Raw genomic sequence first — 25,443 nt, forward strand, 5'->3', positions numbered from 1 at the left:
GGGGGAGGGGCCAGAATCCATGTGACGACGCGCCCCGGGCGGCGGGCCGGGCCGGATCACCGGCGAGGCAGCTCCCCGGACGGGCGCTCGTTGCCCATCACCCGGGTCACGGTGATCTCGATGACGACGCGGTCGGGATTCTCGCGGGGCGCCCGGTACCGCGCGGTGTAGCGCCGGACCGCCTCGGCCACGGACTCCGGGTCGTCCTTCACCTGCGCGGTGCCCTCGAGGGTGCACCAGCGGGCGCCGTCGACCTGGCTGACCGCCACCTGGGCGCCGGGGCCGGCGGCCAGGACGTTGCGGACCTTCTTGCTGCCGGCGCTGCTGATCACGCGCGCGATGCCGGCGTCGGGGTCGAAGGTGACTCCCACCGGGACGAGGTGCGGACTGCCGTCCGGGCGGTGGGTCACCAGGAAGCAGATCCGGCGCTCCTCCCAGAAGGAGTCGCCCGTGGACTCGGGCTGCGGTGGGTCGACTGCCATGGGCGGTCCTCCGATGAGATGGCGGTGGGGCGGGGTTCCCATCCTGCCCGGTGCGGGGTCGTGTGCCTGACGCCTCCCTATGCCGGGCTCTCGGGCACACGACCCGATCCGGGTCGGCACGCCACCCCGCCACGACCCGGCCCAGGAGCGGGCGCCGCCCCGATCCTCACCGTCTGGCCGCGTAGATCCGCCGAACGACGTCCTCGATGTCGGGCTCCTCGATCGCCAGGTCCCGCACCTCGACCCGCTCCCCGATCGCGGCCAGCACCCGGGCGGCGGTGGTCAGCTCGGGGTCGAACGACAGGCGCTGGCGCAGGCCGTTGCCCTCGCTGGCCAGGTGCCGGGTGGCGGGGATGCCGAGCAGGTCCGCGGTGGGCGAGACCAGGTCGACCACCAGCACCCGTTCCGCGCCGACGGTCCGGGACAGGCCGGGCAGGTCGCCGTCGTACGCGAGCCGGCCGTGGTCGATCACCAGCACCCGGTCGCAGAGCCTCTCGATGTCGCCCATGTCGTGGGTGGTCAGCAGCAGCGTGGTGCCGTGCCGGGCCCGTTCGGCGAGCAGGAACTCACGGAGCCGCTGCTTGGACAGCACGTCCAGCCCGATCGTCGGCTCGTCGAGGATCACCAGCCGGGGTGAGTGCAGCAGCGCGGCGGCCACCTCGGCCCGCATCCGCTGGCCGAGCGAGAGCTGGCGCACCGGCGTGCCGAGGAAGTCGCCCATCTCCAGGTGCTCGACCAGCTCCTCGAACCGCTCCCGCTCCTCGGTGGAGGACAGGTGGTGGATCGCGGCCAGGATCCGGAACGACTCCCGCACCGGCAGGTCCCACCACAGCTGGGAGCGCTGCCCGAAGACGACGCCGACCTCGCGGGCGAGGCGCCGGCGGTCGGGCACCGGCCGCAGGCCACAGGTGGTCACCGACCCCGCGGTCGGCACCAGGATCCCGGTGAGCATCTTGATCGTGGTCGACTTCCCGGCCCCGTTCGCGCCGATGTAGCCAACGGACTCTCCCGCGGTGATCCGGAGCGACAGGTCGTCGACGGCCGTGATCCGGCGGCGGCGCAGCCCGTCGCGCACCGAGAACTCCCGGGTCAGCCCGGCCGTCTCGACGATCGCCTCGGAGCCCGCTTCCGGTCCGCCCGTCCCGTCCATCCCCGTCATCCTCCCGCTCCGCGGCTCCGTCATCCTCCTGCTCCGCGGCTCCGTCATCCTCCTGCTCCGCGGTAGTGCCGCACGCCGGCCCGCCAGAACAGCAGCGCCATCGCCCACGCCCAGACCGCGGCCAGCGGCGCGCACCAGCCCAGCCACGACGGCATCCACTCCGGGCCGGGCAGCCCCAGCAGGGTGACCACCGGCAGGAAGCCGGTGAACGCCATCGGGAACAGGAAGCCGAAGAGCACCACGAGCGGCTTCGACCAGACCGAGGCGGGCTGTGTGGCGGCGTACCGGCCCCCGTAGACGAACGCGTTGGTCGCCTCCGCGCCGTCGACGAGGAAGAACTGGCATCCCGCCGCCCAGACGAAGAGCGCGCAGAACGTCGCGTAGGCGCTGACCAGGGCCAGCGCCACCAGCAGCACGTGCGCCGGCGTCCAGTCGACGTCGTTGACGGCGAACCCGGCGACCAGCGCGATCAGTCCCACCGCCGCGCGGGCGAGCCGGCGCAGGCTGATGTCGGAGGTCACCAGCTGCAGCAGCAGCGGCTGCGGACGCAGGTAGAAGACGTCGAGCGTGCCCGCCCGCAGGTACGTCGGCAGGTTGTCGCAGTGACCGAAGGAGAGGTCGGCCAGGGAGAAGCAGAGGTCGGCGATGCCGAACACCAGCAGCATCTGGTGGAACTCCAGGCCGCCGAGGCTGACCACGTTGTGGAAGATCACCCAGACCTCGGCCAGCTCGATGATCCCGACCAGCAGCGAGCTGGCCAGGTCGGTCGCGAAGTTGGCGCGGTAGGTGCGCTGCGAGCGGATCCGGGAGCCGAGCACCGCGCGGTAGGGGCGCAGCCGCTCGGCGAGCGTGCCCGCCGAGCCGGGGGAGCCGGGGGAGCCGGGGACGTCAGCCACCCTGCACCTCCAGCCGCCGTCGCCCGCCTCGGGTGAGCGCCTGCCCGACGGCCGCGATCACGATCAGCCAGCCGACCTGCGCGGCGACCAGCCCGAGCGCGTCGAGGCCGGTGGCCCGCCCGGAGAGGACGTCGACGGGATACATCATCATCGCCGGGAACGGCGTCGCCTGGGCCAGCGCCTGGAGCCAGGCGGGGAACAGGTAGATCGGCACGAAGAGCCCGGCGAGGAAGCCGGAGACGACCATGTAGAAGACCTGCGCGCCGCGGGTCTCCACCAGCCAGAACCCGGAGACGCCGACCAGGTAGACCGTCGCCGCCGAGACCACGATCCCGAGCAGCAGGCTCACCGCCCCGAGCAGGTACGCCGCCAGGCTGGGCGGCGCGGCCATGCCGACCACGAGCGCGCCGATCAGCACGGACGGGATCCCGCGGGGGATGAGCGCGAAGAGCGACTGGCCGACCTCGGTGACGACCGCCGCGGCGTGCACGTCGACGGGGCGGAGGAAGTCGACGGCGACCTGGCCGCCCTTGATCCGCTCGGCGAGGTCGGAGCGGCCGAACAGGTTGACCGACCCCAGCAGCCCCTGCGAGAGCCAGACGTAGGTGCTCATCATCGCGGCGTCGTACCCGGCGAGCTCGCCGCCGGCGGCCTCGACCGTGGCGAGCAGCACGGCGACCTTGAGCAGGCCGAAGGTGACGTTGGCGACCAGGCCGCCGAGGGCGGCGAGGCGGTAGGTGGACTGGCGCCGGAAGCCGGCGACGAGGATCCGCCAGTAGACCCGGGTCGTGGCGCGCATCGACGGCGACGCTACCGGAGCGGCGCCCGGTCGGAGCGGCAGTCGAGGGGTGGTGTTGGCCCGACCTCCACGGTGATGTATCTTGATATCAAGATATTCCGGGTCCGAGCCGCTCGCGAGTCGCTCTCGACGGTTAGGTCTGCCTCACTACCGGCGCGGTTGCCGGCGGCGGCAGGATGGTCGGAGGCGAGGCGGACCGGCCCCGGGAGAACCTCGAGCCGGATCAACGAATCAGGACGGAGACGCGATGCCCAGCGTGAACAGCTTCGGTGCGAAGAGCACCCTGGACGTGGAGGGGAAGTCCTACGAGATCTTCCGCCTCGACGCCGTGACCGGCGAGGGGCTCGACGTCGCCTCGCTGCCGTACTCCCTCAAGGTGCTGCTGGAGAACCTGCTCCGCACCGAGGACGGCGCGGACATCACCGCCGACGACATCAAGGCGCTGGCCGGCTGGGACGAGACCGCCGAGCCCGACAAGGAGATCCAGTTCACGCCGGCCCGCGTGATCATGCAGGACTTCACCGGCGTGCCCTGCGTCGTGGACCTCGCCACCATGCGTGAGGCGATGGCCGACCTGGGCGGCGACGCCTCCAAGATCAACCCGCTCGCGCCGGCCGAGATGGTCATCGACCACTCCGTGATCGCCGACGTCTTCGGCACCCCCGAGGCGTTCGAGCGCAACGTCGAGATCGAGTACCAGCGCAACGGCGAGCGCTACCAGTTCCTGCGCTGGGGCCAGGGCGCCTTCGAGGACTTCAAGGTCGTCCCGCCGGGCACCGGCATCGTGCACCAGGTCAACATCGAGCACCTCGCCCGCGTCGCGTTCACCCGCGAGGTCGACGGCGTGCTGCAGGCCTACCCCGACACCTGCGTCGGCACCGACTCCCACACCACCATGGTCAACGGCATCGGCGTCCTGGGCTGGGGCGTCGGCGGCATCGAGGCCGAGGCCGCGATGCTCGGCCAGCCGGTCTCCATGCTGATCCCGCGCGTCGTCGGCTTCAAGCTGACCGGCGAGCTGCCCGAGGGCTCGACCGCCACCGACCTGGTGCTCACCATCACCGACATGCTGCGCCAGCACGGCGTGGTCGGGAAGTTCGTCGAGTTCTACGGCGAGGGCGTCTCGGCGCTGCCGCTGGCCAACCGCGCGACGATCGGCAACATGAGCCCGGAGTTCGGCTCGACCTGCGCCATCTTCCCGATCGACAGCCAGACCACCGACTACCTGCGCCTGACCGGTCGCTCCGAGGAGCAGATCGCGCTCGTCGAGGCGTACGCCAAGGAGCAGGGCCTCTGGCTCGACCCGGCCGCTGAGCCCCGCTTCTCCGAGAAGCTCGAGCTGGACCTCTCCACGGTGGTGCCGAGCATCGCCGGCCCGAAGCGCCCGCAGGACCGCATCGAGCTCGCCAACGCCGCCGCGGCGTTCGGCGAGGCGCTGCCGACCTACTCCGAGACCCCGGACGTCAAGGTCCCGGTGACGCTGGAGGACGGCACCACCTTCGAGCTGGAGAACGGCGCGGTGACGATCGCCTCGATCACCTCCTGCACCAACACCTCCAACCCGTCGGTCATGATCGGCGCCGCGCTCCTGGCGAAGAAGGCCGTCGAGAAGGGCCTGCAGCGCAAGCCGTGGGTCAAGTCGACCCTGGCGCCGGGCTCGAAGGTCGTCTCGGACTACTACGAGAAGGCCGGCCTCACGCCGTACCTGGACAAGCTGGGCTTCAACCTCGTCGGCTACGGCTGCGTCACCTGCATCGGCAACTCGGGCCCGATCATCCCCGAGGTCTCCGCCGCGGTGAACGAGCACGACATGGCCGTCGTCTCGGTGCTCTCGGGCAACCGGAACTTCGAGGGTCGGATCAACCCCGACATCAAGATGAACTACCTGGCCTCGCCGCCGCTGGTCATCGCCTACGCCCTGGCCGGCAACATGAACGTCGACCTGTTCAACGACGCGCTCGGCCAGGACGCCGACGGCAACGACGTCTTCCTGCACGACATCTGGCCGACCCCGGCCGAGGTCGAGGAGACGATCGCCAGCGCGATCAACTCCGAGATGTTCACCAAGGACTACGCCGACGTCTTCGCCGGTGACGAGCGCTGGCGCTCGCTGCCGACCCCGGACGGCAACACCTTCGAGTGGGACCCGGCCTCGACGTACGTCCGCAAGGCGCCGTACTTCGACGGCATGCCCGACACCCCGGAGCCGGTCACCGACATCGACGGCGCCCGCGTCCTGCTCAAGCTGGGCGACTCGGTCACCACCGACCACATCAGCCCCGCCGGTGCGATCAAGAAGGACAGCCCGGCCGGTCAGTACCTGACCGAGAACGGCGTCGAGCAGCGTGACTTCAACTCCTACGGCTCGCGCCGGGGCAACCACGAGGTCATGATCCGCGGCACGTTCGCGAACATCCGCCTGCGCAACCAGATCGCGCCGGGCACCGAGGGCGGCTTCACCCGCGACTTCACGCAGGAGGGCGGCCCGGTCACCTTCGTGTACGACGCGAGCGTGAACTACCAGGACGCCGGCGTGCCGCTGGTCGTCCTGGCCGGCAAGGAGTACGGCTCCGGCTCGTCGCGTGACTGGGCGGCCAAGGGCACCTCGCTGCTGGGCGTCAAGGCCGTCATCGCCGAGTCCTACGAGCGCATCCACCGCTCCAACCTGATCGGCATGGGCGTCATCCCGCTGCAGTTCCCCGCGGGCCAGAACGCCGAGAGCCTGGGCCTGACCGGCGAGGAGACCTTCTCCATCACCGGCATCACCGCGCTCAACGACGGCGTCACGCCGAAGACGGTCAAGGTCAAGGCCGGCGACGTCGAGTTCGACGCCGTGGTCCGGATCGACACCCCCGGCGAGGCGAACTACTACCGCAACGGCGGCATCATGCAGTACGTGCTGCGCAACCTGCGGAAGTCCTGATCCGGGCTGATCCGCCCGGTTCGGCCGACCGCGGACGCGGTACGACGGCCCGTCACCCCTCGGGGTGGCGGGCCGTCGCGCTTCCCGGCGTGGATCCGTCGTGCCTCCCACGATCCGGGCGGCCCGATCGGCAGGATGTCCCGGTGATCACCCGCTCCCGCCGCCCCCGTCCCGCCGTCCTGGCCGCCGCGGCACTCGGCGCCGTCCTCGCGGGCGGGCTCGTCACGGGTTGCGACGCCGCCGAGAAGCCGGTCGCCACCCCGGTGCCCGCCGAGGCCGGCAGCTCGCCCGCCGCAGCGGCGCCGCAGACCACCCCCGCCGCTCAGGAGACCTCCTCGGCCGCGGCGGAGGAGGCCAGCACGGCGACACCGGGGGACGCGGGGCCGTCGACCGCAGCCCCGGCGTCGGCTGGCGCCGGATCGGGCAAGCCGGTCGTCGACCGTCCGACGACGTACGCGGAGGCCGAGGCCGAGATCACGGACCAGGTGACCTCCGGCGCGAGTGTGAAGGCCGTCGCCCGCTTCTCCACCCCCGGCGACGCGATCTACTGCCTGTTCGACGGCTTCGTCGCCTGCGAGCTGCGCGTCGGCGCGATCGCCGACCCCGACATCTGCGCCAACGCGCTCGGCGACGCGGTCGGCCGGATCGAGTTCACCGACCAGGGTGCCCTGCCGCAGTGCAACACCGACACCATCCGTGAGCCGGGCGCGACGACCATCGCCCCGCCCGCCGTGGTCACCGCCGGCGCCGTCACCTGCGCCGTCGAGAAGATCGGCGTGACCTGCGTCGACGAGTCGACCCGCACCGGGTTCTTCCTGGCGCCGGGGGACTACGCGACCTTCAGCTGAGCACTGGTCCGAGCCTTCCCCCGGGCCTGCCGCCGCGCCGGCTAGCGTGGGCGCCATGATCGCCGCCTTCAGCATCGCCCCGACCGGAGCCGCCGCCGACGAGAGCGGGAGCGTGGCCGAGGCCGTCGCCGCGGCCGTCCGCGTGGTGCGCGAGTCCGGGCTGCCCAACGAGACCAACGCGATGTTCACGAACGTCGAGGGGGAGTGGGCTGAGGCGCGACCATGTGGGTATGGGAACAGCAGGACGGGCCGCGATCTACGCCCGCATCAGTAGGGACGACCGGCACGATTCAGACGGGGTGACGGCGCAGCAGAAGCGATGCCGCGACCTAGCCGACCGCCTCGGGCTGGAGGTCGTCGAGACCCGTTCGCGGACTCGCTCACTCGTTACGACACCGGCAACAGTCGCGCCGTGTTCGGTGTCATCGACTCCCTCACCGGGGCCGCCTGGATCAACGAGGCCGACGCGAAGCCCGACGTGTCCGCGTCCGTGTCGTCCTACGTCGCTGTCGCCCAGGAACTGGCGGGCATCCCGCTGGTGTCCGAGCGGGCGGTGCGTGACACGAAGGTGAACCTGCTCGCCGAGGTGCAGCGGGTGCTGCGTCTCTACTTCGGGCGCGTGCTCGACGACGGGCTGCTGCACGGCAACGGCACCGCGCCGAACCCGACGGGCGTGTTCTCGTTCGCGGAGGAGGCCACCGGGACGGACCTGTGGTCCTCGGTGCACGCCGCGAAGGCGGCCATCGTGACGGCGGGCGGTTCCCCGACGACGGTGGCGCTGCCACCCTCGGCCATCGTCGCTGAGGAGGCCCGGCTGGACGCCCAGAACCGTCCGCTCTATGACGGGGCGCTGACCGCGTACGCGGGGCTGGAGGTGGTCGCCGTTCCGGCGATGGCCGCCGACGAGGGGCTGGTCTACGACAAGTCGGGTTGCTACCTGATCGTCGCGGAGGACTTCGTGGTGACGCCGTCGCGGGACTACGCCCCGGCGTATCAGCGTGACTCGGTGGCGCTGCGGACCAGCGGTCAGTTCACGGTGGGTGTGCCGGTGCCGGATGCTTCGATCCGGGCGCTGTCGGGGGTGCAGGGTGCCGCGTTCAGCAGCGCCTACGGTCTCGGGTACGACAGCGAGTCGGGCTCGCCTGCGACGCAGAAGGCGCCGGCCACGAGGAAGAAGTAGGCAAGGCCGTCCCCCGACCGTCCTCGCCGGTCGGGCGACTCGCGCCCTTCCAGTGGGGGACGGCCGTAGTCCTGCGCAGTCTGTGGAGTCAGTCGCCTTGGGCGAGTCGTAGGAGTCGTGCCTTCGACGTCGACCACTCGGACTCCAGGAAGGTCACGGGGCCGACGCAGACAAAATCGCCGGTTTCACCGTCGAGTTGAACTTGCATCTGCGTCTTTGTTGCACTCGGCACCTGGTCCTGAACGACTGCCCAGGCTTGCGGCATCATCCACTCGAAGATCGCTTCCATCGACGCGGTTTCGAGGGTGCGCGGGTCCTCGACAAGGAGGAGCTTCGTGTACCCGGAGTACCAGGTGCGCCCTCTTGCCCCCTGATCCAGCGTGAAGATGACGGGCCCGGAAGGAGCGAACTTGAACCGCAAGATCATCTGCGCGGAGACCGGCGTCTCTTTGTTGATTACGGCTGCTCTCTTGTTACCGAACCAACCCATGAGACTCGCTCCTCTTGCTTGCCCTCCGTGGCTGCCGCGCGGATGCGAGGCCAGGAGTTGCTAGATGCAACTGGGCCCGGATGATGACAGGACGAACCGCCGGGGGGCTGCTGAACCGTTCATTCTTTACTGTCCGGCGAGGCATCGACCCCTGACGTCGGTATCTCGACGCCGAGATAACTGCGGGGCCGGAAATTTCGCTGGCCGGGGGTTCCTTGTGTGGGCTGGGCCGCAGGGGCCTCCCCACCCTTCCGCAGGAGTGCGCGCGCCTTCCCCTACGGTGTGGCACATGCTGGTCGCCTTCTCCATCTCGCCCATGTCCTCCGACGGCAGCGGCTCAGTGACCGACGCTGTAGCGCGGGCTGTGCAGGTTGTCCGCGAGTCCGGCCTGCCCTGCGAGACGAACGCGATGTTCACGAATGTCGAGGGCGAATGGGACGAGGTCCTCGCGGTGGTGAAGCGGGCTGTGGACGCAGTCGCTGAGGTGTCTCCGCGGGTCGGCCTGGTGCTGAAGGCGGACATCCGGCCCGGCTACGAAGGCCAGATGTCGGCGAAGGTGGAGCGGATCGAGGCGGCGCTGTCCGCGGACGGCGGTGCGGCGGAATGAGTGCTCTGACCTGCGAGCCTGTTCAGCGCCACTACCCCCATGGATTTGCCTCAGAGTGGGACGAGGTGATGGCGGTGGTCAAGGCCGCCGTCGACGCCGTCGCCGCGGTCTCGCCGCGGGTGTCGCTGGTGCTCAAGGCCGACATCCGGCCCGGCTACACCGGGCAGCTGACAGCGAAGGTCGAGCGGATCGAAGCAGCGCTGTCCGAGTGAGCGCGCGGCCGTTCGGGCGGGGCGCCGTCGCGGCCCTGCTCGCCTGCCTCGCCGCGGCCGGGTGCGGGATCGACGTCGGCGTCGAGGGGGCGAGCGCGGACCCGTTCACGCTCCCCGTGGGCCCGACCGAGTGGGACGTGCCCGTCGCGGCCTGGTACCACGACGGGACGCTGCACGTCGGGGACGAGAGGCTCGAGCTCGGCGCCGTCGAGGAGTTCGTGCTCGGCGCGACCGGGGTCTACTGGGTGCGTGACGGGATGCTGATGTTCACCAGCGCGGCCGGACTCACCGAGCAGGTCGCGGAGGTCGGTTGGGCGAACCTGGCGATCTCCGCGGACCGCTCCGTGCTCGCGACCGTTGACCAGTCGCGCGGACCCACCGACCGCTACGGCACCCACGTCCTGCAGGTGGCGGCGTTCGACACCCGTACCGGCGAACAGCTGTACCGCACCCCCGACCGCGAGCCGGCCGACGGCGACGACCTGGCCGACCTGTACGGCGAGATCATGCCGCTGCTGCGGGGCGTGAGCGACGAGCTGCTGTTCTTCGACCGCTCCACCATCCACCTCGACGACGGCTCGTCCGACCCGGCGACCCGGGACGCGGAGCGCGTCGAGGTCTACGAGGGGTACGCCGACACGCTGTTCCCCGACGGCTACCACGTCGGCATCGGGGGAGAGGGCCGGCGCCGTGAGATGACCGGTAGCGAGGCGTTCGGTGTGGGGCGGCTCTCGCCGGACCGGAGCACCCTCTTCGACGCCTCCAGCTGGCCGGCCGCCGCGGTCGTGTACGACGCGACGACCGGGCGCCAGCGCCGGCTCGACGGCCCGTCGCGGTACTTCACGCTCGGTGGCTGGAGCGACGAGGACACCTTCATGGGCATCGCGGAGCGGGTCGGCGGCAGCGCGAAGGCGCGGCAGGTCGTCACCTGCGAGCTGGCCAGCCTCGCCTGCTCGCCGGTCAGCCCGGTGCTCCGGTCGGGCTACCAGGAGAGCGGGTACGCCGACCTGCTGCTGGAGGCGGGCACCTGGCCCTGACCGGCCGCCACCTCGCGCGCCGAACGGGTGGCGGCGTGCCCCGGCCTACGCCAGCATGGGCAGGTGATGGCGGTTGCGGTGGCGCTCCTGGCGGTGGCGCCCTGCGTGCTGCTCGCGCTGCTGACCGGCCTCGGCCAACGCCGCCGCGGGACGTCGGGTCCCCTGGTCGCGCTGGCCGGTCTCGCCTTCCCTGTCACCTGGCTCATCTGGTACCTGCGGGACGAGAGGCCGTTCCGCCGCCCGGCCTGACGACCGCGCTGACCTTCACGCCCCTGGCGGCGGGAGAGGGCAGGCCCAGGGCCGCGCCCGGGCTGGTGGGTCACCGTGAGGCCGACCACGCAGCCCACCGAACCGATCGGCAGCGTCCGCGCCGCTCAGGGGAGGACTCAGGGGAGGATCCGTGCGAGATTGCGGACGTAGCGGAGCACGTCGTCCACCACGGTCGCCTCGACGACGCTGCCGATGCGAGCCAGGCGCTCGCCCAGCGCGGACGTCGCGCGCGGCGGTGGGTCGACCTCGTCGAGCTCGTCGAGCAGCTGTGAGCAGCTCCAGGTGGGGCCGAGCAGCGTGTCGGCGAGGAGGTGGGTCAGGCTCGCCTGCGGGTCCTGCGCCAGTGACCAGGCCGTCGCCACGTCCTGGGCGCAGCCCGCCACGCTCTGCGCTCGCGCCCGGTCCGGCGCCAGCCTGTCCTCGGCGTACCCGACGAGCTTCGAGGTCGCGTACGCCAGCACGACGGCCTGCGCCGGCACCTCGACGGTGACGGTCGCCGGCTGGCCGGTGACGACGACCCAGCCCCCGGGTGGGACCGCCGCGTGGCCGGGTGGAGTGGCGAAGGCGCCGGCGGCCTCGAGGTTCGTCAGGTCCTCGAAGGTCTCGGGCTCGTTCGCGCCCGCTTGGCTGACGCCGGCGCCCGGGCCGGGCCCGACATCCAGGAGGACGGCGGAGTCGTTGACCAGCAGCACCGCGCCGCCATCGCCGGTGTGGCAGATGCTCGCGACCCCCGCGACCCAGTCGGTCGGCGTGTAGACGGTGCTGAACTCCCCGTACGGGCACTGCACCGCGGCCGGCGGCGCGGTCGCGCCGGCGTCGCCGGACTCGCCGGCCTCGCCGGCCTCGCCGGTGGCGCTGGTGGTCCCGGCGTCGCTGGCCGCGCCGGTGGTGCCGGCGTCGCTGGTGCTGCCGGGCTCGTCGCCGCTCCCGCATCCCGTCGCGCCGAGGAGCGCGGCGGCGACGACGGTCGCCACGCACGTGCTCACCAACCTCATCGGTCGCTCCCGTCGGCCCGACGCTGGGTCCCGCCCGCCGCGGTGGCGGAGGGGCGCCCGGCGACTCTACGCGCGGGGACGCGGGGCGCGCAGCGATCGGTGTCGGCGCCCCGGCGCCGCTGGTCACCCGCAGGCCATGCGGGTGATCCGGTCTAGCCGGCGCTGGCGGCCCCGCCCCGTGCGGTGGATCCTGCACAGATGGGCGAACACGCTGCGGAGGCGACCGATCCTGTGGGCACGACGCCGGCCCCCAAGACGACGCCGCTGCTCATCTACGTCCCCGGCCTCGGCGCGTCCGAGGAGAACACCGCGGACCAGGTGGCGGACTCGATCCGGGCCAGCCTGGATCCCCAGAGGCCGGGGTCGTTCCGGCTCGTCGACGCCGCCGGCGTTCCCTCGCCGTCCGGCCTGAGGGTCAGCAAGACCATCGTCGACGAGAACGACGTCGAGGTCCTCCAGCTGTTCCAGTTCGACTACGCCGCGAGGCTGGTGCCACGGTCGAGCGGCGCCCTGCCGCCGGTCGTACCCGGTGCGGTCCGGGCGGTCGCGCTCACCGGCCAGGCCATCCTGGCCCTCGCCGCCGCGTTCCGCCGGCCGGCGAAGCGGTGGCAGACCAAGGTCCAGCTCTGGCTCGGCGTGGGGGCGTGTGCCGTCCTGGCCTTCGGGGCCGTCTACGCGGCCGTCGGGCTGCTGGCGGCCCTGGGCGTCACGATGCCGTCCTGGCTGAAGGGCTTCTACGACGGCGGGGAGAGCCCCTGGATCAGCATCTCCTCGCTCGGCGTGGTCGTCACCTGGGCCGCGCTCCGCAACCGCCTGCTGGGCGTGGTCGGGGCGATCCAGGCCTCGATCTGGTTCGTGAAGAACACCGACGTCATCGCGGACTCCGTCAGCCAGGCGCTCGACCAGGCGATCGACGGCCTCCGGCCCAGCGGCTGGGTGGGCCCGGTGCACCTCCTCGGCTACAGCTTCGGAAGCCTGGTGCTGTTCGAGACGTTCTTCCCGCGCGACGGCTCGCTCCGCGACTTCGCGCCGCCCGAGGAGGTCGCCTCGATGGTGACGGTCGGCTGCCCGCTGGACATGGTGCGCCTGTTCAGTCCCGGCTACGACGACGGGCGCATCGCCCGCAAGGACGACCTGCGGTGGACGAACGTCTTCATCGAGGCGGATGTGTTCGCCTCGAACCTCGTGAACGGCGACGACAAGGCTGAGGGCGCCGGCGACGTCAGCATCGGCGCGGTGCGCCCCACCTCGATCCGGTACACCGAGCGTGGGCTCAGCCCGCTGCAGATCTTCACCTCGGGGAAGGTCCACGCCGGGTACTGGGGCAAGGACCGCGCCAGCTGCTTCGGCGAGCTGGCGCCGTCGTTCGTCGCGCCGGCTGCACCCCGGGCCTGACGCCGGCGTTCGGCGACCCGGGCACGGGCACGGTCGGGCGCACTGACAGAATCCTCCGGCCCGCGGATCGGTGAAGGAGGGTGACCGTGAACGACGAGACGACGGCCCCGCCGCCGCCCCCGCCGGCATACCCGCCCGTCCCGCCTCCGCCGTACCCGCCGCCCGGGTACCCCCAGTCCCAGGGCCCCACGCGGCCCCGGCGCACGGCGCTTCCGGTGGCGCTCGGCGTGGTCGGCGGGTTGCTGGTCCTCGTGATCGCGATCGCGGTCCCGGCCATCCTGGTCGACGGCGACGGCAGCGTCGGCCTGAGACCGGCGGGCGAGACCCGGCAGGCGCCGGCCGACCTCGACGAGGTCGTTGCCTACGACAACCTCTCCCGCGACCACGAGCGGGGCCCGATCGACTATCCGCAGTCGCCGCCCGTGGGCGGACCGCACGCCCCGACCTGGCTGGACTGCGGGGTCTACGACCTGCCGGTGCCCGCCGAGAACCTGGTGCATGACCTCGAGCACGGGACCGTGGTGATCAGCTACCGGCCGGACGCGGTCGACGGCGACGGGGTCGGCACCCTGGCCGCGCAGCTGCCGAGCAACGGCATCCTGACGCCGTGGCCCGCGCAGCAGGCGCCGGTGGTGATCACCGTCTGGGGCCGCCAGCTCGAGCTGACCGGCGTCGACGACCCGCGGCTCCCGCTCTTCATCGCCGCCTACGGCCACGGCGAGACCGCGCCGGAGCCGTTCGCCTCCTGCGCCGGCGGGGCGCGCCCCGACCAGGGCCGACTCGCCTGACCCCACCGCCTGAGCCCACGACACGGCGTTCATCGGCGGCCGTCGCGGTCGGTCGCTACGGTGGGCCGGTGACCCGCTTCGCCTGTGTCGTCCTCGTGGACCCTCGCGGCTGGGTGCTCCTCCAGGAGCGCGACGAGCACGCGCGGATCGCCCCCGAGCGGTGGAGCTACAGCGGCGGGCACGTCGAGCCGGGGGAGTCCGACCTGGACGCGGCGGTGCGCGAGCTCGCCGAGGAGACCGGCATCGAGGTGGCCGCCGCCGACCTGCGCCTGCACGGCCACTTCGACCTGTTCCACCCCGAGACCCGGTCGCAGGACACGATCGCGTTCTTCACCGCGCCGACCGAGCTGACCGACGACGACGTGGTGCTCGGGGAGGGGCGCCAGATCGTCTTCGTCGACCCGGAGGTCGCCCGTGGGCTGCCGCTGAGCGACCTCGCCGCGACCACGCTGCCGGCGTTCCTCGACTCCGACCTGTACGCCGAGCTCAGCAGGAGGCCCGCGTGACCCGTCCCGTGACACTCTCCGTGACCCGGGTCCCCGCCGGCGGCGCCGAGGACGTCGTCGTCGCCACCCATGGACCGGACACCGGCGCGGCCTTCACCGGCACCGAGGACGGCTCGGTCTTCCGGATCAGCGCCGACGGCCAGCGCATCGACAAGGTCGGCTACACCGCGGGCCGCCCCCTCGGCATCGAGTACGCCGCCGACGGCCGCCTGCTGATCTGCGACGCCCGCCGCGGGCTGCTGTGGCTGGATCCCGCGACGGGCGCGATCGAGACGATCGTGGACAGCGCCAGCCCGGAGGGCCGCCGCGAGCTGACGTTCTGCAACAACGCCGCCATCGCCGCCGACGGCACCATCTGGTTCAGCGACTCCTCGACCAAGTTCGGGATCGACCGCTGGCGGGAGGAGATGGTCCAGCTGACCCGCACCGGCCGGCTGATCCGGGTCGACCCGGACGGCACCCGCACCACGGTGCTCTCCGGCCTGGCGTTCGCCAACGGCGTCGCCCTCGCCGCGGACGACTCGTTCGTCTGCGTCGCCGAGACCAGCACCCGCGACGTGGTCCGGTACTGGCTGACCGGGCCCAGCGCCGGGATGCGCGACCGGCTCTGCTCCGACCTGCCCGGCTACCCGGACAACATCTCCCGCGGCAGCGACGGGTTGATCTGGGTGACCCTGGCGAGTCCGCGGGACCGGGTGGTCGAGCGGCTGCAGCGCTCGCCGATGCTCCTGCGCCGCGTCGTGACCACGCTGCCCGAGCCGCTGCAGCCGAACCCGAAGCGCACGGTGCGCGTGCAGGCCTACGACGCCCGGGGGCGGCTGGTGCACGACCTCGACCTGGACCCGGACCGCCCGGGGTCGGCGTACCACATGGTCACGGGGGTGCGGGAGCACGACGGCACGGTCTGGCTGGGCAGCCTGCACGAGCCGGCGGTCGCGCGGTTCGACCTCGCCGGGGCCGCGCGGTAGTGGCACGCCCTAGACTCGGCGCCATGGCAGTCCTCGACACGATCTCCGGCCCGCGCGACCTGCGTGACCTGTCGGAGGACCAGCTGACCGACCTCGCCGCCGAGATCCGCGACCTGCTGATCCGCACGGTCGCCACGAACTCCGGGCACCTCGGCCCCAACCTCGGCGTGGTGGAGCTGACCCTGGCGATCCACCGGGTCTTCGACTCGCCGCGCGACAAGGTCGTCTTCGACACCGGCCACCAGGCCTACGTGCACAAGCTGGTCACCGGCCGCGCCGGTGAGTTCGGCACCCTGCGGCGCGAGGGCGGACTGAGCGGCTACCCGAGCCGGGCGGAGTCCGAGCACGACCTGGTCGAGAACTCCCACGCCTCCACGGCGCTCAGCTACGCCGACGGCATCGCCAAGGCGTTCGCGATCCGCGGCGAGGACCGGCACACGGTGGCCGTGATCGGCGACGGCGCGCTGACCGGCGGCATGGCCTGGGAGGCGCTCAACAACATCGCGATCGCCGACGACTCCAAGCTGGTCATCGTCGTCAACGACAACGGCCGCTCCTACACGCCCACGATCGGCGGCCTCGCCCAGGCGCTGGCCGGGCTGCGCACCAACCCGCGCTACGAGCAGGTGCTCGAGCTGATCAAGAAGCGGCTCAACGCCGTGCCCGGCGTCGGGCCCACCGCCTACGACGCGCTGCACGCGGTCAAGCGCGGGCTCAAGGACGCCCTCGCCCCGCAGGGCCTGTTCGAGGACCTCGGCCTGAAGTACGTCGGCCCCGTCGACGGTCACGACCGGGTCGCGATGGAGCAGGCGCTGGGCCAGGCCAAGCGCTTCGGCGGCCCGGTGATCGTGCACGCGATGACCCGCAAGGGCTTCGGCTACGACCCGGCCGAGCGGCACGAGGCGGACCAGTTCCACGCGCCCGGACCGTTCGACGTGCAGACCGGCGCCGAGAAGCCGAAGGGTCCGATCTGGACCGATCACTTCGCCGACCACATGGTGCAGATCGGCGCCCGCCGTCCCGACGTCGTCGCGATCACCGCGGCGATGATGCACCCGGTCGGGCTGGACAAGTTCCAGGCCCGGTTCCCCGAGCGCACCTTCGACGTCGGCATCGCCGAGCAGCACGCCGCGACCAGCGCCGCCGGCCTGGCGATCGGCGGGCTGCACCCGGTCGTCGCCGTCTACGCGACGTTCCTCAACCGCGCCTTCGACCAGGTGCTGATGGACGTCGCGCTGCACAACTGCGGCGTCACGTTCGTGCTGGACCGCTCCGGCGTCACCGGCGACGACGGCGCCTCCCACAACGGCATGTGGGACATGTCCATCCTGCAGGTGGTGCCGGGGCTGCGCCTGGCCGCACCCCGCGACGTGACCCGGATGACCGAGCTGCTCGACGAGGCGGTCGAGGTCGCCGACGCGCCCACGGTGGTCCGGTTCCCCAAGGGTCCGCCGCCGAGCGACCTCCCGGCGATCGACATCCTCACGGGCGAGCACGGCCCGATCGACGTGCTCTACCGCGAGGGTGCCCGTGACGTGCTCGTGGTCTCCGTGGGCGCGATGGCCGGCGTCGCGATCGACGTGGCCGAGCGGCTGCAGGCCCAGGGCATCGGGGTCACCGTCGTCGACCCGCGCTGGGTCAAGCCGGTCGACGCCGCCCTGGTCGAGCTCGCCCGAGGCTTCCGTCGCGTCGTCACCATCGAGGACAACGGCCGCGTCGGCGGCGTCGGCGCGGTCCTGCTGCAGGAGCTCAACGACGCCGGCGTCCACGTCCCGGTCCACCTGCACGGCATCCCCCAGGAGTTCCTGGACCACGCCAAGCGCGCGGTCATCATGGAGCGGGTCGGGCTCTCGGCCCAGGCCATCGCCCTGGACGTGGTGCACGCGATCACGGCCGACCCGGACACGGAGCCGGACGTCCGCGCCGCAGCGCGGGCCCTCCTCGATGCGGACGGGACGCGCTGAGCCGGGCCGGAGCCCCGCCCGTCGTCGTACGCTCGGTGTCCCGGTCCTCCTGCTGAGCCTGCTCCCGTTCGTCGCCTGCTCCGCCGATCCGCCCGGCCCGATCGAGCCGACCTCCGCGCAGCTCGAGGCCGACCTGACCACGGTGCTGCGCAAGCGCGCGCGAGCGATCCTCGACGACGACGCCGCGGCGCTCAAGCGGACGCTGGCGCCCGGCGACGCGATCCGCCGTCAGCAGGCCACCTACCTGGCCAACCTCGCCCAGCTGCCCGTCGAGGTGCTGCGCTACCGCGTGGAGAGGGGATCGGTCACCGCCGACCCGGACGACCAGCGCAGCGTGTGGGCGGTCGTCCAGACCAGCCTGCAGCTGGAGGGGTACGACGCGGTGCCGGTGCGCACCCGCGACCGGTGGCGGTTCACCCTCGGCGAGCACGGGCGACGCTACGTGCTCGCCTCGACCCGTGATGCCGCCTGGGAGGAGGAGCACACCTCCGCGGAGCAGCCCTGGGACCGAGGTCCGATCCGGGTCGAGGAGCGGCTGGACGCGCTCGGCATCTTCGACGCGACAACGATCGGCGACGCTCCGATGGTGCTCGACGCGGTCTCCGACGGCCGGTTCGAGGTCGGACTGCAGCTCCCCGAGGAGCGGTCGTCGGCCGTCGACGGTGACGGCGCTGACGGTGCTCCGCGCGACCTCGGCACCGTCGTCTACGTGCTCTCCGACCGGTCGGCGGTCGACGACCTGACCGGCGACACCGTCGGTGACCCCGAGCGCGCCGACGGGCTGACGATCGCCATCCCCAGCGTCCCCGGCGACAGCTCGAGTCCGACGGCCGGCTTCCGGATCTCGCTCAACCCCCGCGTCCTGGCCCAGTCCGCGTCGGTGCGCGACCGGCTGGTGCGCCACGAGCTGACCCACGCCCTGCTCGGCGCGGAGGGTCGCGGCGCGCCGCTGTGGATCACCGAGGGGATCGCCGAGTACGTCTCGGTGCAGCCGATGGACGCCCTGCAGCGAAGGCTGCCGGCGGCCGCGCTCGAGGTCGGCGCCGGCGCGAGCGCCCTGCCCTCGGCGGAGGACTTCCAGGGTCCCGACGCCGTCGGCTGGTACGCCGTGGCCTGGTGGGTCTGCGAGTACGTCGCGAACACCGAGGGGCCGTCGATGCTGTGGGTGCTCCTCGACGAGCTGGCCGGCGGCGCCGACCAGGCGGGGGTGCTCGCCGACCGGCTGGGGCTGACCGAGGACCAGCTCGTCCAGCGGGGCGTCGCGCTGATGACCAGCACCTATCGTCGGTGATCCGACGCGGCGGAATAGGGTTGTGCCCGTGAGCAACTCCGCCCGACTCGTCCACATCGTCGACGACGTCCCCGAGCTGGACGGCGTCACCGACCTTCGCCTGGTGATCGCCCTGGACGGCTTCCTGGACGCCGGGAACGCGGGCGCGGTCGCCTGCGCCCATCTGGTCGAGTCCGGTGCCAGCGGCGGCGGCGTGGTCGTGGCGACCTTCGACGTCGACGAGCTCCACGACTACCGGGCACGCCGCCCCCCGATGTCGTTCGTCCGCGACCACTACGAGGCCTACGACGCCCCGCGCCTGGTGGTGCGCCTGCTGCGCGACGCCGGCGGCACGCCGTACCTGCTGCTGCACGGGCCCGAGCCCGACATCCGGTGGGAGGCGTTCTGCCGGGCCGTGCGCGACGTGATCGTGCGGTTCGACGTGTCGCTGGTGATCGGCATCGGCGCGGTGCCGATGGCGGTCCCGCACACCCGCCCGATCGCGATCACGCACCACGCCAACAACCCCGACCTGCTCACCGGCACCAGCCCCTGGCGCGGTGAGCTGCGGATCCCCGGCAGCGCTCAGGCGCTGCTCGAGGTGCGGCTGGGGGAGTGGGGACACGACGCGCAGGGATTCGTCGCGCACGTGCCGCACTACCTGGCGCAGCTGGACTACCCGCGCGCCTCGCTGGCGCTGCTCGAGCACGTCGAGCTGGCCGCACGGCTGACCATCGACCTCGGTGACCTCCGTCTGCTGGCCGAGGAGCGCGAGGGCGAGATCGCGCGGTACCTGGCCTCCAACGAGGAGGTGGCCGGGGTCGTCGCCGCGCTGGAGCAGCAGTACGACACGTTCGCTCGCGCGGAGGAGGAGGGCTCCAGCCTCCTCGCCGCCGACGAGCCGCTGCCGACCGGCGAGGACCTCGGTCGCCAGTTCGAGCAGTTCCTCGCGGGCCTCGAGGGGCCCGACGAGGGCACCACCGGAGGGGGAGCATGAGCGACACGACCACGCCGACCGACGAGTCGGCCGCCGGGACGAACGAGTCGGCCCAGGCCGAGACCCGCAAGCTGGTCGGGCTGCTGAACCTCGAACCGCTGGACGTCGACCTCTTCCGCGGCAAGCAGCCCGAGACCACCCGGCAGCGGGTCTACGGCGGTCAGGTCGCCGCCCAGGCGCTGATCGCGGCCAACACGTCGGTCGACCCCGCCTACACGGTGCACTCGCTGCACTCGTACTTCCTGCGCCCCGGCGACTACCAGGTGCCGATCATCTACGACGTGGAGCGGATCCGTGACGGCAAGTCCTTCCTCACCCGCCGGGTGGTGGCCCGCCAGCACGGCCGGCCGATCTACTACCAGACGCTCAACTACCAGCGCCCCGAGGAGGGCTTCGAGCACCAGGACGTGATGCCGGAGGTCAAGCCGCCGGCCGAGGGCGTCGACCTGCTGGAGATGATGCGGTCGCGCGAGTCCGACTACGGGCTGGCGCAGGAGTGGGCCGCGCTCGACGTGCGCTGGATCGGGAACTCGCGCTTCGGTGGCCTGGCCGACGACCCCAGCCGGCCGTCCCGCGCCGCGGTCTGGCTCCGGGTCGCCGGACGGCTCTCGGAGGATCCGCTGGAGCACCTGGCGCTGTTCACCTACGCCAGCGACGTGACGCTGCTCGGCGTCTCCCTCGCCGCGCACGACACCAACCCGGCCAAGGTGCAGATGGCGTCGCTGGACCACACGATCTGGTTCCACCGGCCGTTCCGCGCGGACGAGTGGTGGCTCTACGACCAGTGGTCGCCCTCGGCCACCGGCGGCCGCGGACTCTCCATGGGCCGCGTCTTCGCCCAGGACGGGACGTTGGTCGCGACCGTGGCACAGGAGGGCCTGATCCGGCCCAACGCCAACGTGGAGCGCCCCCACGGCTGACCGACCCGGGCCTCCGGCGACCGTCGACCCGGGCCTTCGACCCGGGCCTTGGGGACGGCCGAGCCGGGAGTAGGGCGCCGACAGCGAAGCGGGCGCGGTCCCCGGTGGTGCCTGAGCCCCGGTTCGGGGGTGCCTGAGCCCCGGGTCGGTGGTGCCTCAGGCCCGGCTCGGGGCTGCCTCAGCCACGGTTCGGCCGAGGAGGTGCGGGGCGCCCGAGGAGGCGCTGGAGAGGCTGAACTCCCAGCCGGCCTCCGAGGGCCGTACGCCGAACCTGACCCGGCCGGGCAGGAAGAGCGGCTTCTTGAAGCCGACCTCGACCCGGACCGCGTCGGGGAGCCGGTTCTCCAGGGCGGCCACGCAGCGCGCCAGGCTCCACATGCCGTGCGCGATGTGCCGGGGGAACCCGAAGGCCTTGGCGGTCAGCGGGTAGAGGTGGATCGGGTTGCGGTCGCCGGAGACGGCGGCGTAGCGCCGGCCCAGGTCGGCGGGCAGCCGCCACTCGGGGGCGGTCGGCTCGACCGGGGCGAAGGTCGTGCCCGGGTCGCCGTGCTCCTTGTCGCCGCCGCCGAGCCGCAGGTAGGTGGAGGTCGACTCCCAGACCGTCTCGCCGCCGGCCTTGGCGGAGGCGACGATGTCGAAGGCGCGGCCCTTGGTGCTGGCCCGCAGGTCCCGGGCGCCGACGCTGACCTCGACGGTCTCGCCGATCCCGACCGGGCGGTGCTGGGTGATGACGTTCTCCAGGTGCACCGTGCCGATCGCGGGGAACGGGAACGACGGATCGGTCATCAGCTCCATGTGCAGCGGGAACGCCAGCAGGTGCAGGTAGGGCAGCGGGGCGGTGTCCTTGACCGGGAAGCCGCAGACCGCGGCGTACCGGTCCACGTGGTCGCGCTCGACGGTGACCAGCGGGCGGCGCAGCACCACGTCGGGCAGCTCGGTGCCGGTTCGTCGGACCCCGGGCAGCCGGTTGAGTCCCGGCACCGCCGGCAGTGCCGCCCGGACCATGGTCCCCGTGCCGGCGGAGCGGTCGACCACCCGGATCGGCGTGACCACCTCAGGCACCCAGCATCATCTGGCCGCAGACCCGGACCACGTTGCCGTTGACGCCGGAGGAGGCCGGGTTGGCGTACCAGGCGATCGTCTCGGCGACGTCGACCGGCAGGCCGCCCTGGGACATCGCGTTGAGGCGCTGACCCACCTCGCGGGTCGCGAACGGCACCGCCGCGGTCATCTGCGTGATGATGAAGCCGGGCGCCACCGCGTTGATCGTGATCCCGTCGGTCAGCTCGTCGGCCAGGGAGTCGACCAGGCCGATCACGCCGGCCTTGGAAGCGGCGTAGTTGGTCTGTCCCACGTTGCCGGCGATGCCGGCGATCGAGGCGACGCCGATGATCGAGCCGCCCGGGCGGACCACGCCCTGGTCGAGCAGCTCGCGGGTGATCAGCTCCGGCGCGGTCAGGTTGACCCCGATCACCGCGGTCCAACGGTCGCCGCGCTCGTCGGCCGCCATGTTGGCCAGCTTGCGGTCCTTGGTGATGCCGGCGTTGTGCACCACCGCGTCCACGCCGCCATGCTTCTCGGTCAGGTGGTGGGCGATCCGCTGCGGCGCGTCCTTCGCGGTGATGTCCAGGGTCAGCCAGTCGCCGTCGAGCTCCTTCATCAGCGACTGCAGCTCGCTGGCCGCCTGCGGTACGTCGAGCCCGACCACCGTGGCGCCGTCGCGGTGCAGCACCCGGGCGATCGCCTCGCCGATGCCGCGGCTGGCGCCGGTGACCAGGGCGACCTTGCCCTCGAGCGGGCGGGCCCAGTCCTCGACGTTGGTGTGGGTCGCCGCGCCGTGGGCGCCGATCCGGACCACCTGCCCGGAGACGTAGGCGGACTTGGGGGAGAGCAGGAACGCCAGGGTGCTGGTCACCGCCGCCTCCTGGCCCGCGGCGACGTAGACCAGCTGGACGGTGCTGCCCCGGCCGACCTCCTTGCCCAGGCTGCGGGTGAAGCCCTCCAGGGCGCGCTGGGCGACGCGCTCGGCGCCGGCCGTCTGCTCCGGCGGGGTGCCGAGCACGACGATCCGCGCGCACGACGCCAGGCTGCGCAGCACCGGGGTGAAGAAGTCGCGGAGCGCGACCAGCTCGGCGCTGCTGGTCAGGCCGGTGGCGTCGAAGACGATGCCCTTGAACGGCTCGGTCTCGCCGCTGGTCGGGTCGCCGGTGGAGGTCGCGCCGATCAGGTCCAGCAGACCGTGCAGCGACTCGGCCAGCCGGCCGGTGCCGCCGACCAGCACGGTGCCCTGCACGAGCGGGTCGCCCTCGGCGTACCGCTCGAGGGGGGTGGGGTTGGGGAGGCCGAGGTTCTTGACGAGGAACTTGCCGACCGGGGAGGTCACGAAGCCCTGGTACTTGTCGCTCATGGTGTGCGCCTGCGCCTTTCGCCAGCTGCGAGGGAGTATTGCGAGAATGGTCACGGCGGGCGCCGCCCGCTGGTCGAATGTAACTGTATGTGTAACTCTGAGTCCACATTTCTTGAAGCACCCGCGCGGTGACCGCCGCGGGACCCGAGTACGAGGATAGGAACCATGGCTGACACTGCCCGCCGGGCCGCCGTGATCGGCGGCAACCGCATCCCGTTCGCGCGCTCCAACGGTGCGTACGCCGGCGCGTCCAACCAGGAGATGTTCACCGCCGCCCTGGACGGCCTGGTGGCGCGGTTCGGCCTCGAGGGCGAGCGCCTCGGCGAGGTGGCGGGTGGCGCCGTGCTCAAGCACAGCCGCGACTTCAACCTGGTCCGCGAGTCCGTCCTCGGCAGCAGGCTCGCCCCCGACACGCCGGCCGTCGACCTGCAGCAGGCCTGCGGCACCGGCCTGCAGGCGATCAACTACATCGCCAACAAGATCAAGCTGGGCCAGATCGAGGCCGGGGTCGGCGGCGGCGTCGACACCACCTCCGACGCCCCCATCGCGCTCTCCGAGCGGCTGCGCAAGAAGCTGATCAAGCTCAACAACGCCCGCACCAACGCCGACCGGCTGCGGGTGCTCGGGTCGCTGCGGCCCGGTGACATCGGGCTGGCCATCCCCAGCAACGGCGAGCCGCGCACGCGGCTGTCGATGGGCGAGCACCAGGCGCTGACGGCGCTGGAGTGGCAGATCACCCGCGAGGCCCAGGACGAGCTGGCCGTCGCCTCCCACCACAACCTCGCGGCGTCGTACGACGAGGGGTGGCAGGACGACCTGATCACCCCGTTCCGCGGCCTGGAGCGCGACAACAACCTGCGCGCCGACTCCTCCCTGGAGAAGCTCGCGAAGCTCAAGCCGGTCTTCGGCAAGGGCGAGGCGGCGACGATGACCGCCGCGAACTCGACCCCGCTGACCGACGGCGCCTCCGCGGTGCTGCTGGCCTCGGAGGACTGGGCCGAGGAGCACGGGCTGACCCCGCTCGCCTGGTTCGTCGACTCCGAGGTCGCGGCCGTGGACTTCGTCAACGGCGCCGAGGGCCTGCTGATGGCGCCGGCGTACGCCGTCCCGCGGATGCTGGCGCGACACGGCCTGACCCTGCAGGACTTCGACCTGTACGAGATCCACGAGGCGTTCGCCTCGCAGGTGCTCTCCACGCTGGCCGCATGGGAGAGCCCGGTGTTCTGCAAGGAGCGCCTCGGCCTGGATGCCCCGCTGGGCTCCATCGACCGCGACAAGCTGAACGTGAAGGGCTCCTCGCTGGCCGCGGGACACCCGTTCGCCGCCACCGGTGGGCGGATCGTGGCCAACGCCGCGAAGCTGCTCGCCGCCAACGGCGGTGGCCGGGCGCTGATCTCGGTCTGTGCCGCGGGCGGGCAGGGCGTGGTGGCGATCCTGGAGGCGTGAGCCCTGGAATCCCCGGTCGACCGGGGATTCCCGCGCGTGACGGCCACTGCAATGGCCGTCACGCGAGGGAAGTGGCCGTCCGGTGGGGCGCGTGGGGCGCCCGGGACACGGTCAGGCCGTCGTACGCGCGGGCGACATCAGTGCCAGCGCCGAGGCCACGAGGTAGGAGCGGACCTGCTCCGGGGAGACCGCGCCGACGGTGGGGATGCCGGGCGCGGACTCTCCGACCAGGATCCCCAGCCGGGCGAGCTGCAGCGCGCCGAGGCCGCTGGAGTAGAGCATGTTGGCCAGCAGCGTCGGGTCCTCGCTGCTGGCGAAGATCCCCGAGGCCTGCCCGGCGGCGAGCGCGTCGGAGAGCACCTTGAGGGTGGAGCTGATCGCCCGGCCGACCCGGAACAGGGCGCTTTCGGAGAGCTCGTCGAGCAGCTCGTGGCCGGGCCGGGTCATCAGCGCGTGGGAGCAGTCGATGAACGCCGGGTGCGCCACCCCGTAGTCGACGAACGCGCCCACCAGCGCCTGCAGCTGCTCGACCGGGTCCGTGGAGGTCGCGACCGCCGCACGCAGCGCCTCGCCCAGCTCCTCCAGGTAGCCGACCAGCGTCAGGGCGACGATCTCCTCCTTGCCGGTGAAGTGGCGGTAGACGATCGCGCGGTTGATCCCGACGGCGGTCGCGATCTCCTCGATCTGCACGTCCCGGACGCCCTTGGCGTCGAAGATCTGCCGGGTGGCGCCGATGATCTGAGCCTCGCGCTCGCGTCGTCGCGCCGCTGCCGCCTTGCGCCGACCATCCGTCGGCGGTGCCGGGGTGACCATGTCAGCGAGTGTACGGCGTGTGCAACTCGCAGTTGCACCGTTGTTGCACGGCACGCTCCGGGCCGTCCGGG

General features: G+C 72.3%; 24 protein-coding genes and 2 pseudogenes. 17 read left to right on the plus strand and 9 right to left on the minus strand.

Annotated elements, in window-relative coordinates; genetic code table 11:
- Window positions 1-56: 56 nt before the first annotated feature.
- The 4 genes from E8D34_RS14940 to E8D34_RS14955 form a co-directional block, all read right to left on the minus strand.
- The gene (locus tag E8D34_RS14940; RefSeq protein WP_136595450.1) at window positions 57-482 is read right to left on the minus strand and encodes a TIGR03618 family F420-dependent PPOX class oxidoreductase; all 426 of its coding nucleotides are present in this window, start codon (window positions 480-482) and stop codon (window positions 57-59) included.
- A 166-nt stretch (window positions 483-648) separates the two neighbouring features.
- Window positions 649-1,632: an ATP-binding cassette domain-containing protein gene (locus E8D34_RS14945; RefSeq protein WP_136595451.1), complete on the minus strand. Its 984-nt coding sequence runs from the start codon at window positions 1,630-1,632 to the stop codon at window positions 649-651.
- Between the two features lie 53 nt (window positions 1,633-1,685).
- On the minus strand, window positions 1,686-2,537 hold the full coding sequence (locus E8D34_RS14950) for an ABC-2 family transporter protein (RefSeq protein ID WP_136595452.1): 852 nt from the start codon (window positions 2,535-2,537) through the stop codon (window positions 1,686-1,688).
- Window positions 2,530-3,336, minus strand: a complete 807-nt coding sequence (locus E8D34_RS14955; RefSeq protein WP_136595453.1) for an ABC-2 family transporter protein — start codon at window positions 3,334-3,336, stop codon at window positions 2,530-2,532. Before E8D34_RS14955 ends, E8D34_RS14950 begins: the two co-directional genes overlap by 8 nt.
- A 247-nt stretch (window positions 3,337-3,583) precedes the next feature.
- Between E8D34_RS14955 and acnA the strand changes: the two genes are divergently transcribed.
- From acnA to E8D34_RS14975, 4 genes and pseudogenes are all read left to right on the plus strand, one after another.
- Window positions 3,584-6,259, plus strand: a complete 2,676-nt coding sequence (gene acnA, locus E8D34_RS14960) for an aconitate hydratase AcnA (protein ID WP_136595454.1) — start codon at window positions 3,584-3,586, stop codon at window positions 6,257-6,259.
- Window positions 6,260-6,402: 143 nt separating this feature from the next.
- Complete coding sequence (locus tag E8D34_RS14965) at window positions 6,403-7,107, plus strand: hypothetical protein (protein WP_136595455.1); 705 nt, start codon at window positions 6,403-6,405, stop codon at window positions 7,105-7,107.
- Window positions 7,108-7,162: 55 nt separating this feature from the next.
- Window positions 7,163-7,321, plus strand: a pseudogene (locus tag E8D34_RS14970) (thiamine-binding protein); the annotation flags it as partial.
- Between the two features lie 105 nt (window positions 7,322-7,426).
- A complete protein-coding gene (locus E8D34_RS14975; protein WP_136595457.1) occupies window positions 7,427-8,287 on the plus strand; it encodes a phage major capsid protein in 861 nt (286 codons plus the stop codon).
- 88 nt (window positions 8,288-8,375) lie between these two features.
- On the opposite strand, the gene E8D34_RS14980 is transcribed toward E8D34_RS14975, so the two are convergent.
- Window positions 8,376-8,777, minus strand: coding sequence for a hypothetical protein (locus tag E8D34_RS14980; RefSeq protein ID WP_136595458.1), 402 nt, complete (start codon window positions 8,775-8,777; stop codon window positions 8,376-8,378).
- 289 nt (window positions 8,778-9,066) lie between these two features.
- On the opposite strand from E8D34_RS14980, the gene E8D34_RS14985 reads away from it, so the two are divergent.
- From E8D34_RS14985 to E8D34_RS15000, 4 genes and pseudogenes are all read left to right on the plus strand, one after another.
- Window positions 9,067-9,384: a thiamine-binding protein gene (locus E8D34_RS14985; RefSeq protein ID WP_136595459.1), complete on the plus strand. Its 318-nt coding sequence runs from the start codon at window positions 9,067-9,069 to the stop codon at window positions 9,382-9,384.
- A 53-nt stretch (window positions 9,385-9,437) separates the two neighbouring features.
- A pseudogene (locus E8D34_RS14990) lies at window positions 9,438-9,596 on the plus strand (thiamine-binding protein); the annotation flags it as partial.
- Complete coding sequence (locus E8D34_RS14995; RefSeq protein ID WP_136595460.1) at window positions 9,593-10,633, plus strand: hypothetical protein; 1,041 nt, start codon at window positions 9,593-9,595, stop codon at window positions 10,631-10,633. The pseudogene E8D34_RS14990 and the gene E8D34_RS14995, both read left to right, overlap by 4 nt.
- A gap of 63 nt (window positions 10,634-10,696) precedes the next feature.
- Window positions 10,697-10,882 (plus strand): hypothetical protein, encoded by a 186-nt coding sequence (locus tag E8D34_RS15000; RefSeq protein ID WP_136595461.1) that lies wholly within the window; start codon window positions 10,697-10,699, stop codon window positions 10,880-10,882.
- A gap of 137 nt (window positions 10,883-11,019) precedes the next feature.
- On the opposite strand, the gene E8D34_RS20820 is transcribed toward E8D34_RS15000, so the two are convergent.
- Window positions 11,020-11,889 carry a hypothetical protein gene (locus tag E8D34_RS20820; RefSeq protein ID WP_168929460.1) on the minus strand — a complete coding sequence of 290 codons (870 nt, stop codon included), beginning with the start codon at window positions 11,887-11,889 and terminating at the stop codon, window positions 11,020-11,022.
- A 207-nt stretch (window positions 11,890-12,096) separates the two neighbouring features.
- Here E8D34_RS20820 and E8D34_RS15010 point away from each other — a divergent pair, with 207 nt between their 5' ends.
- From E8D34_RS15010 to E8D34_RS15050, 8 genes are all read left to right on the plus strand, one after another.
- Window positions 12,097-13,293, plus strand: a complete 1,197-nt coding sequence (locus E8D34_RS15010; protein WP_136595462.1) for a hypothetical protein — start codon at window positions 12,097-12,099, stop codon at window positions 13,291-13,293.
- Between the two features lie 86 nt (window positions 13,294-13,379).
- A complete protein-coding gene (locus tag E8D34_RS15020; RefSeq protein WP_168929461.1) occupies window positions 13,380-14,081 on the plus strand; it encodes a DUF3105 domain-containing protein in 702 nt (233 codons plus the stop codon).
- 68 nt (window positions 14,082-14,149) lie between these two features.
- Window positions 14,150-14,587: an NUDIX hydrolase gene (locus tag E8D34_RS15025; RefSeq protein WP_136595464.1), complete on the plus strand. Its 438-nt coding sequence runs from the start codon at window positions 14,150-14,152 to the stop codon at window positions 14,585-14,587.
- Complete coding sequence (locus E8D34_RS15030; protein WP_240771370.1) at window positions 14,584-15,555, plus strand: SMP-30/gluconolactonase/LRE family protein; 972 nt, start codon at window positions 14,584-14,586, stop codon at window positions 15,553-15,555. Before E8D34_RS15025 ends, E8D34_RS15030 begins: the two co-directional genes overlap by 4 nt.
- A gap of 23 nt (window positions 15,556-15,578) precedes the next feature.
- Window positions 15,579-17,519, plus strand: a complete 1,941-nt coding sequence (gene dxs / locus E8D34_RS15035; protein WP_136595465.1) for a 1-deoxy-D-xylulose-5-phosphate synthase — start codon at window positions 15,579-15,581, stop codon at window positions 17,517-17,519.
- Window positions 17,500-18,810, plus strand: a complete 1,311-nt coding sequence (locus tag E8D34_RS15040; RefSeq protein WP_136595466.1) for a hypothetical protein — start codon at window positions 17,500-17,502, stop codon at window positions 18,808-18,810. The genes dxs and E8D34_RS15040 overlap by 20 nt, the downstream gene beginning before the upstream one ends.
- 28 nt (window positions 18,811-18,838) lie before the next feature.
- The gene (locus E8D34_RS15045; RefSeq protein ID WP_136595467.1) at window positions 18,839-19,786 is read left to right on the plus strand and encodes a PAC2 family protein; all 948 of its coding nucleotides are present in this window, start codon (window positions 18,839-18,841) and stop codon (window positions 19,784-19,786) included.
- Complete coding sequence (locus E8D34_RS15050) at window positions 19,783-20,706, plus strand: acyl-CoA thioesterase II (RefSeq protein WP_136595468.1); 924 nt, start codon at window positions 19,783-19,785, stop codon at window positions 20,704-20,706. Before E8D34_RS15045 ends, E8D34_RS15050 begins: the two co-directional genes overlap by 4 nt.
- A 156-nt stretch (window positions 20,707-20,862) precedes the next feature.
- Here the strand turns inward: E8D34_RS15050 and E8D34_RS15055 are convergent, their stop codons facing one another.
- Together E8D34_RS15055 and E8D34_RS15060 are read right to left on the minus strand one after the other, a co-directional pair.
- The gene (locus tag E8D34_RS15055; RefSeq protein ID WP_240771372.1) at window positions 20,863-21,768 is read right to left on the minus strand and encodes a MaoC/PaaZ C-terminal domain-containing protein; all 906 of its coding nucleotides are present in this window, start codon (window positions 21,766-21,768) and stop codon (window positions 20,863-20,865) included.
- Window positions 21,761-23,113: a 3-oxoacyl-ACP reductase gene (locus E8D34_RS15060; RefSeq protein ID WP_136595469.1), complete on the minus strand. Its 1,353-nt coding sequence runs from the start codon at window positions 23,111-23,113 to the stop codon at window positions 21,761-21,763. Before E8D34_RS15060 ends, E8D34_RS15055 begins: the two co-directional genes overlap by 8 nt.
- A 165-nt stretch (window positions 23,114-23,278) precedes the next feature.
- On the opposite strand from E8D34_RS15060, the gene E8D34_RS15065 reads away from it, so the two are divergent.
- The gene (locus tag E8D34_RS15065) at window positions 23,279-24,559 is read left to right on the plus strand and encodes an acetyl-CoA C-acetyltransferase (protein WP_136595470.1); all 1,281 of its coding nucleotides are present in this window, start codon (window positions 23,279-23,281) and stop codon (window positions 24,557-24,559) included.
- A 111-nt stretch (window positions 24,560-24,670) separates the two neighbouring features.
- On the opposite strand, the gene E8D34_RS15070 is transcribed toward E8D34_RS15065, so the two are convergent.
- Window positions 24,671-25,372, minus strand: a complete 702-nt coding sequence (locus E8D34_RS15070) for a TetR/AcrR family transcriptional regulator (RefSeq protein WP_136595471.1) — start codon at window positions 25,370-25,372, stop codon at window positions 24,671-24,673.
- Between the last annotated feature and the right edge of the window lie 71 nt (window positions 25,373-25,443).

The sequence above is a fragment of the Nocardioides sp. GY 10113 genome, assembly GCF_004919105.1.
Taxonomy (GTDB): domain Bacteria; phylum Actinomycetota; class Actinomycetes; order Propionibacteriales; family Nocardioidaceae; genus Nocardioides.

Excerpts from the sequence above, each read along its gene's own strand:
- E8D34_RS14940 (WP_136595450.1), bottom strand. The coding sequence starts at position 482 with ATGGCAGTCGACCCACCGCAGCCCGAGTCCACGGGCGACTCCTTCTGG.
- E8D34_RS14945 (WP_136595451.1), bottom strand. The coding sequence starts at position 1,632 with ATGGACGGGACGGGCGGACCGGAAGCGGGCTCCGAGGCGATCGTCGAG.
- E8D34_RS14955 (WP_136595453.1), bottom strand. The coding sequence starts at position 3,336 with ATGCGCGCCACGACCCGGGTCTACTGGCGGATCCTCGTCGCCGGCTTC.
- acnA (WP_136595454.1), top strand. The coding sequence starts at position 3,584 with ATGCCCAGCGTGAACAGCTTCGGTGCGAAGAGCACCCTGGACGTGGAG.
- E8D34_RS14975 (WP_136595457.1), top strand. The coding sequence starts at position 7,427 with ATGCCGCGACCTAGCCGACCGCCTCGGGCTGGAGGTCGTCGAGACCCG.
- E8D34_RS14980 (WP_136595458.1), bottom strand. The coding sequence starts at position 8,777 with ATGGGTTGGTTCGGTAACAAGAGAGCAGCCGTAATCAACAAAGAGACG.
- E8D34_RS14985 (WP_136595459.1), top strand. The coding sequence starts at position 9,067 with ATGCTGGTCGCCTTCTCCATCTCGCCCATGTCCTCCGACGGCAGCGGC.
- E8D34_RS15010 (WP_136595462.1), top strand. The coding sequence starts at position 12,097 with ATGGGCGAACACGCTGCGGAGGCGACCGATCCTGTGGGCACGACGCCG.
- dxs (WP_136595465.1), top strand. The coding sequence starts at position 15,579 with ATGGCAGTCCTCGACACGATCTCCGGCCCGCGCGACCTGCGTGACCTG.
- E8D34_RS15040 (WP_136595466.1), top strand. The coding sequence starts at position 17,500 with ATGCGGACGGGACGCGCTGAGCCGGGCCGGAGCCCCGCCCGTCGTCGT.
- E8D34_RS15050 (WP_136595468.1), top strand. The coding sequence starts at position 19,783 with ATGAGCGACACGACCACGCCGACCGACGAGTCGGCCGCCGGGACGAAC.
- E8D34_RS15060 (WP_136595469.1), bottom strand. The coding sequence starts at position 23,113 with ATGAGCGACAAGTACCAGGGCTTCGTGACCTCCCCGGTCGGCAAGTTC.
- E8D34_RS15065 (WP_136595470.1), top strand. The coding sequence starts at position 23,279 with ATGGCTGACACTGCCCGCCGGGCCGCCGTGATCGGCGGCAACCGCATC.
- E8D34_RS15070 (WP_136595471.1), bottom strand. The coding sequence starts at position 25,372 with ATGGTCACCCCGGCACCGCCGACGGATGGTCGGCGCAAGGCGGCAGCG.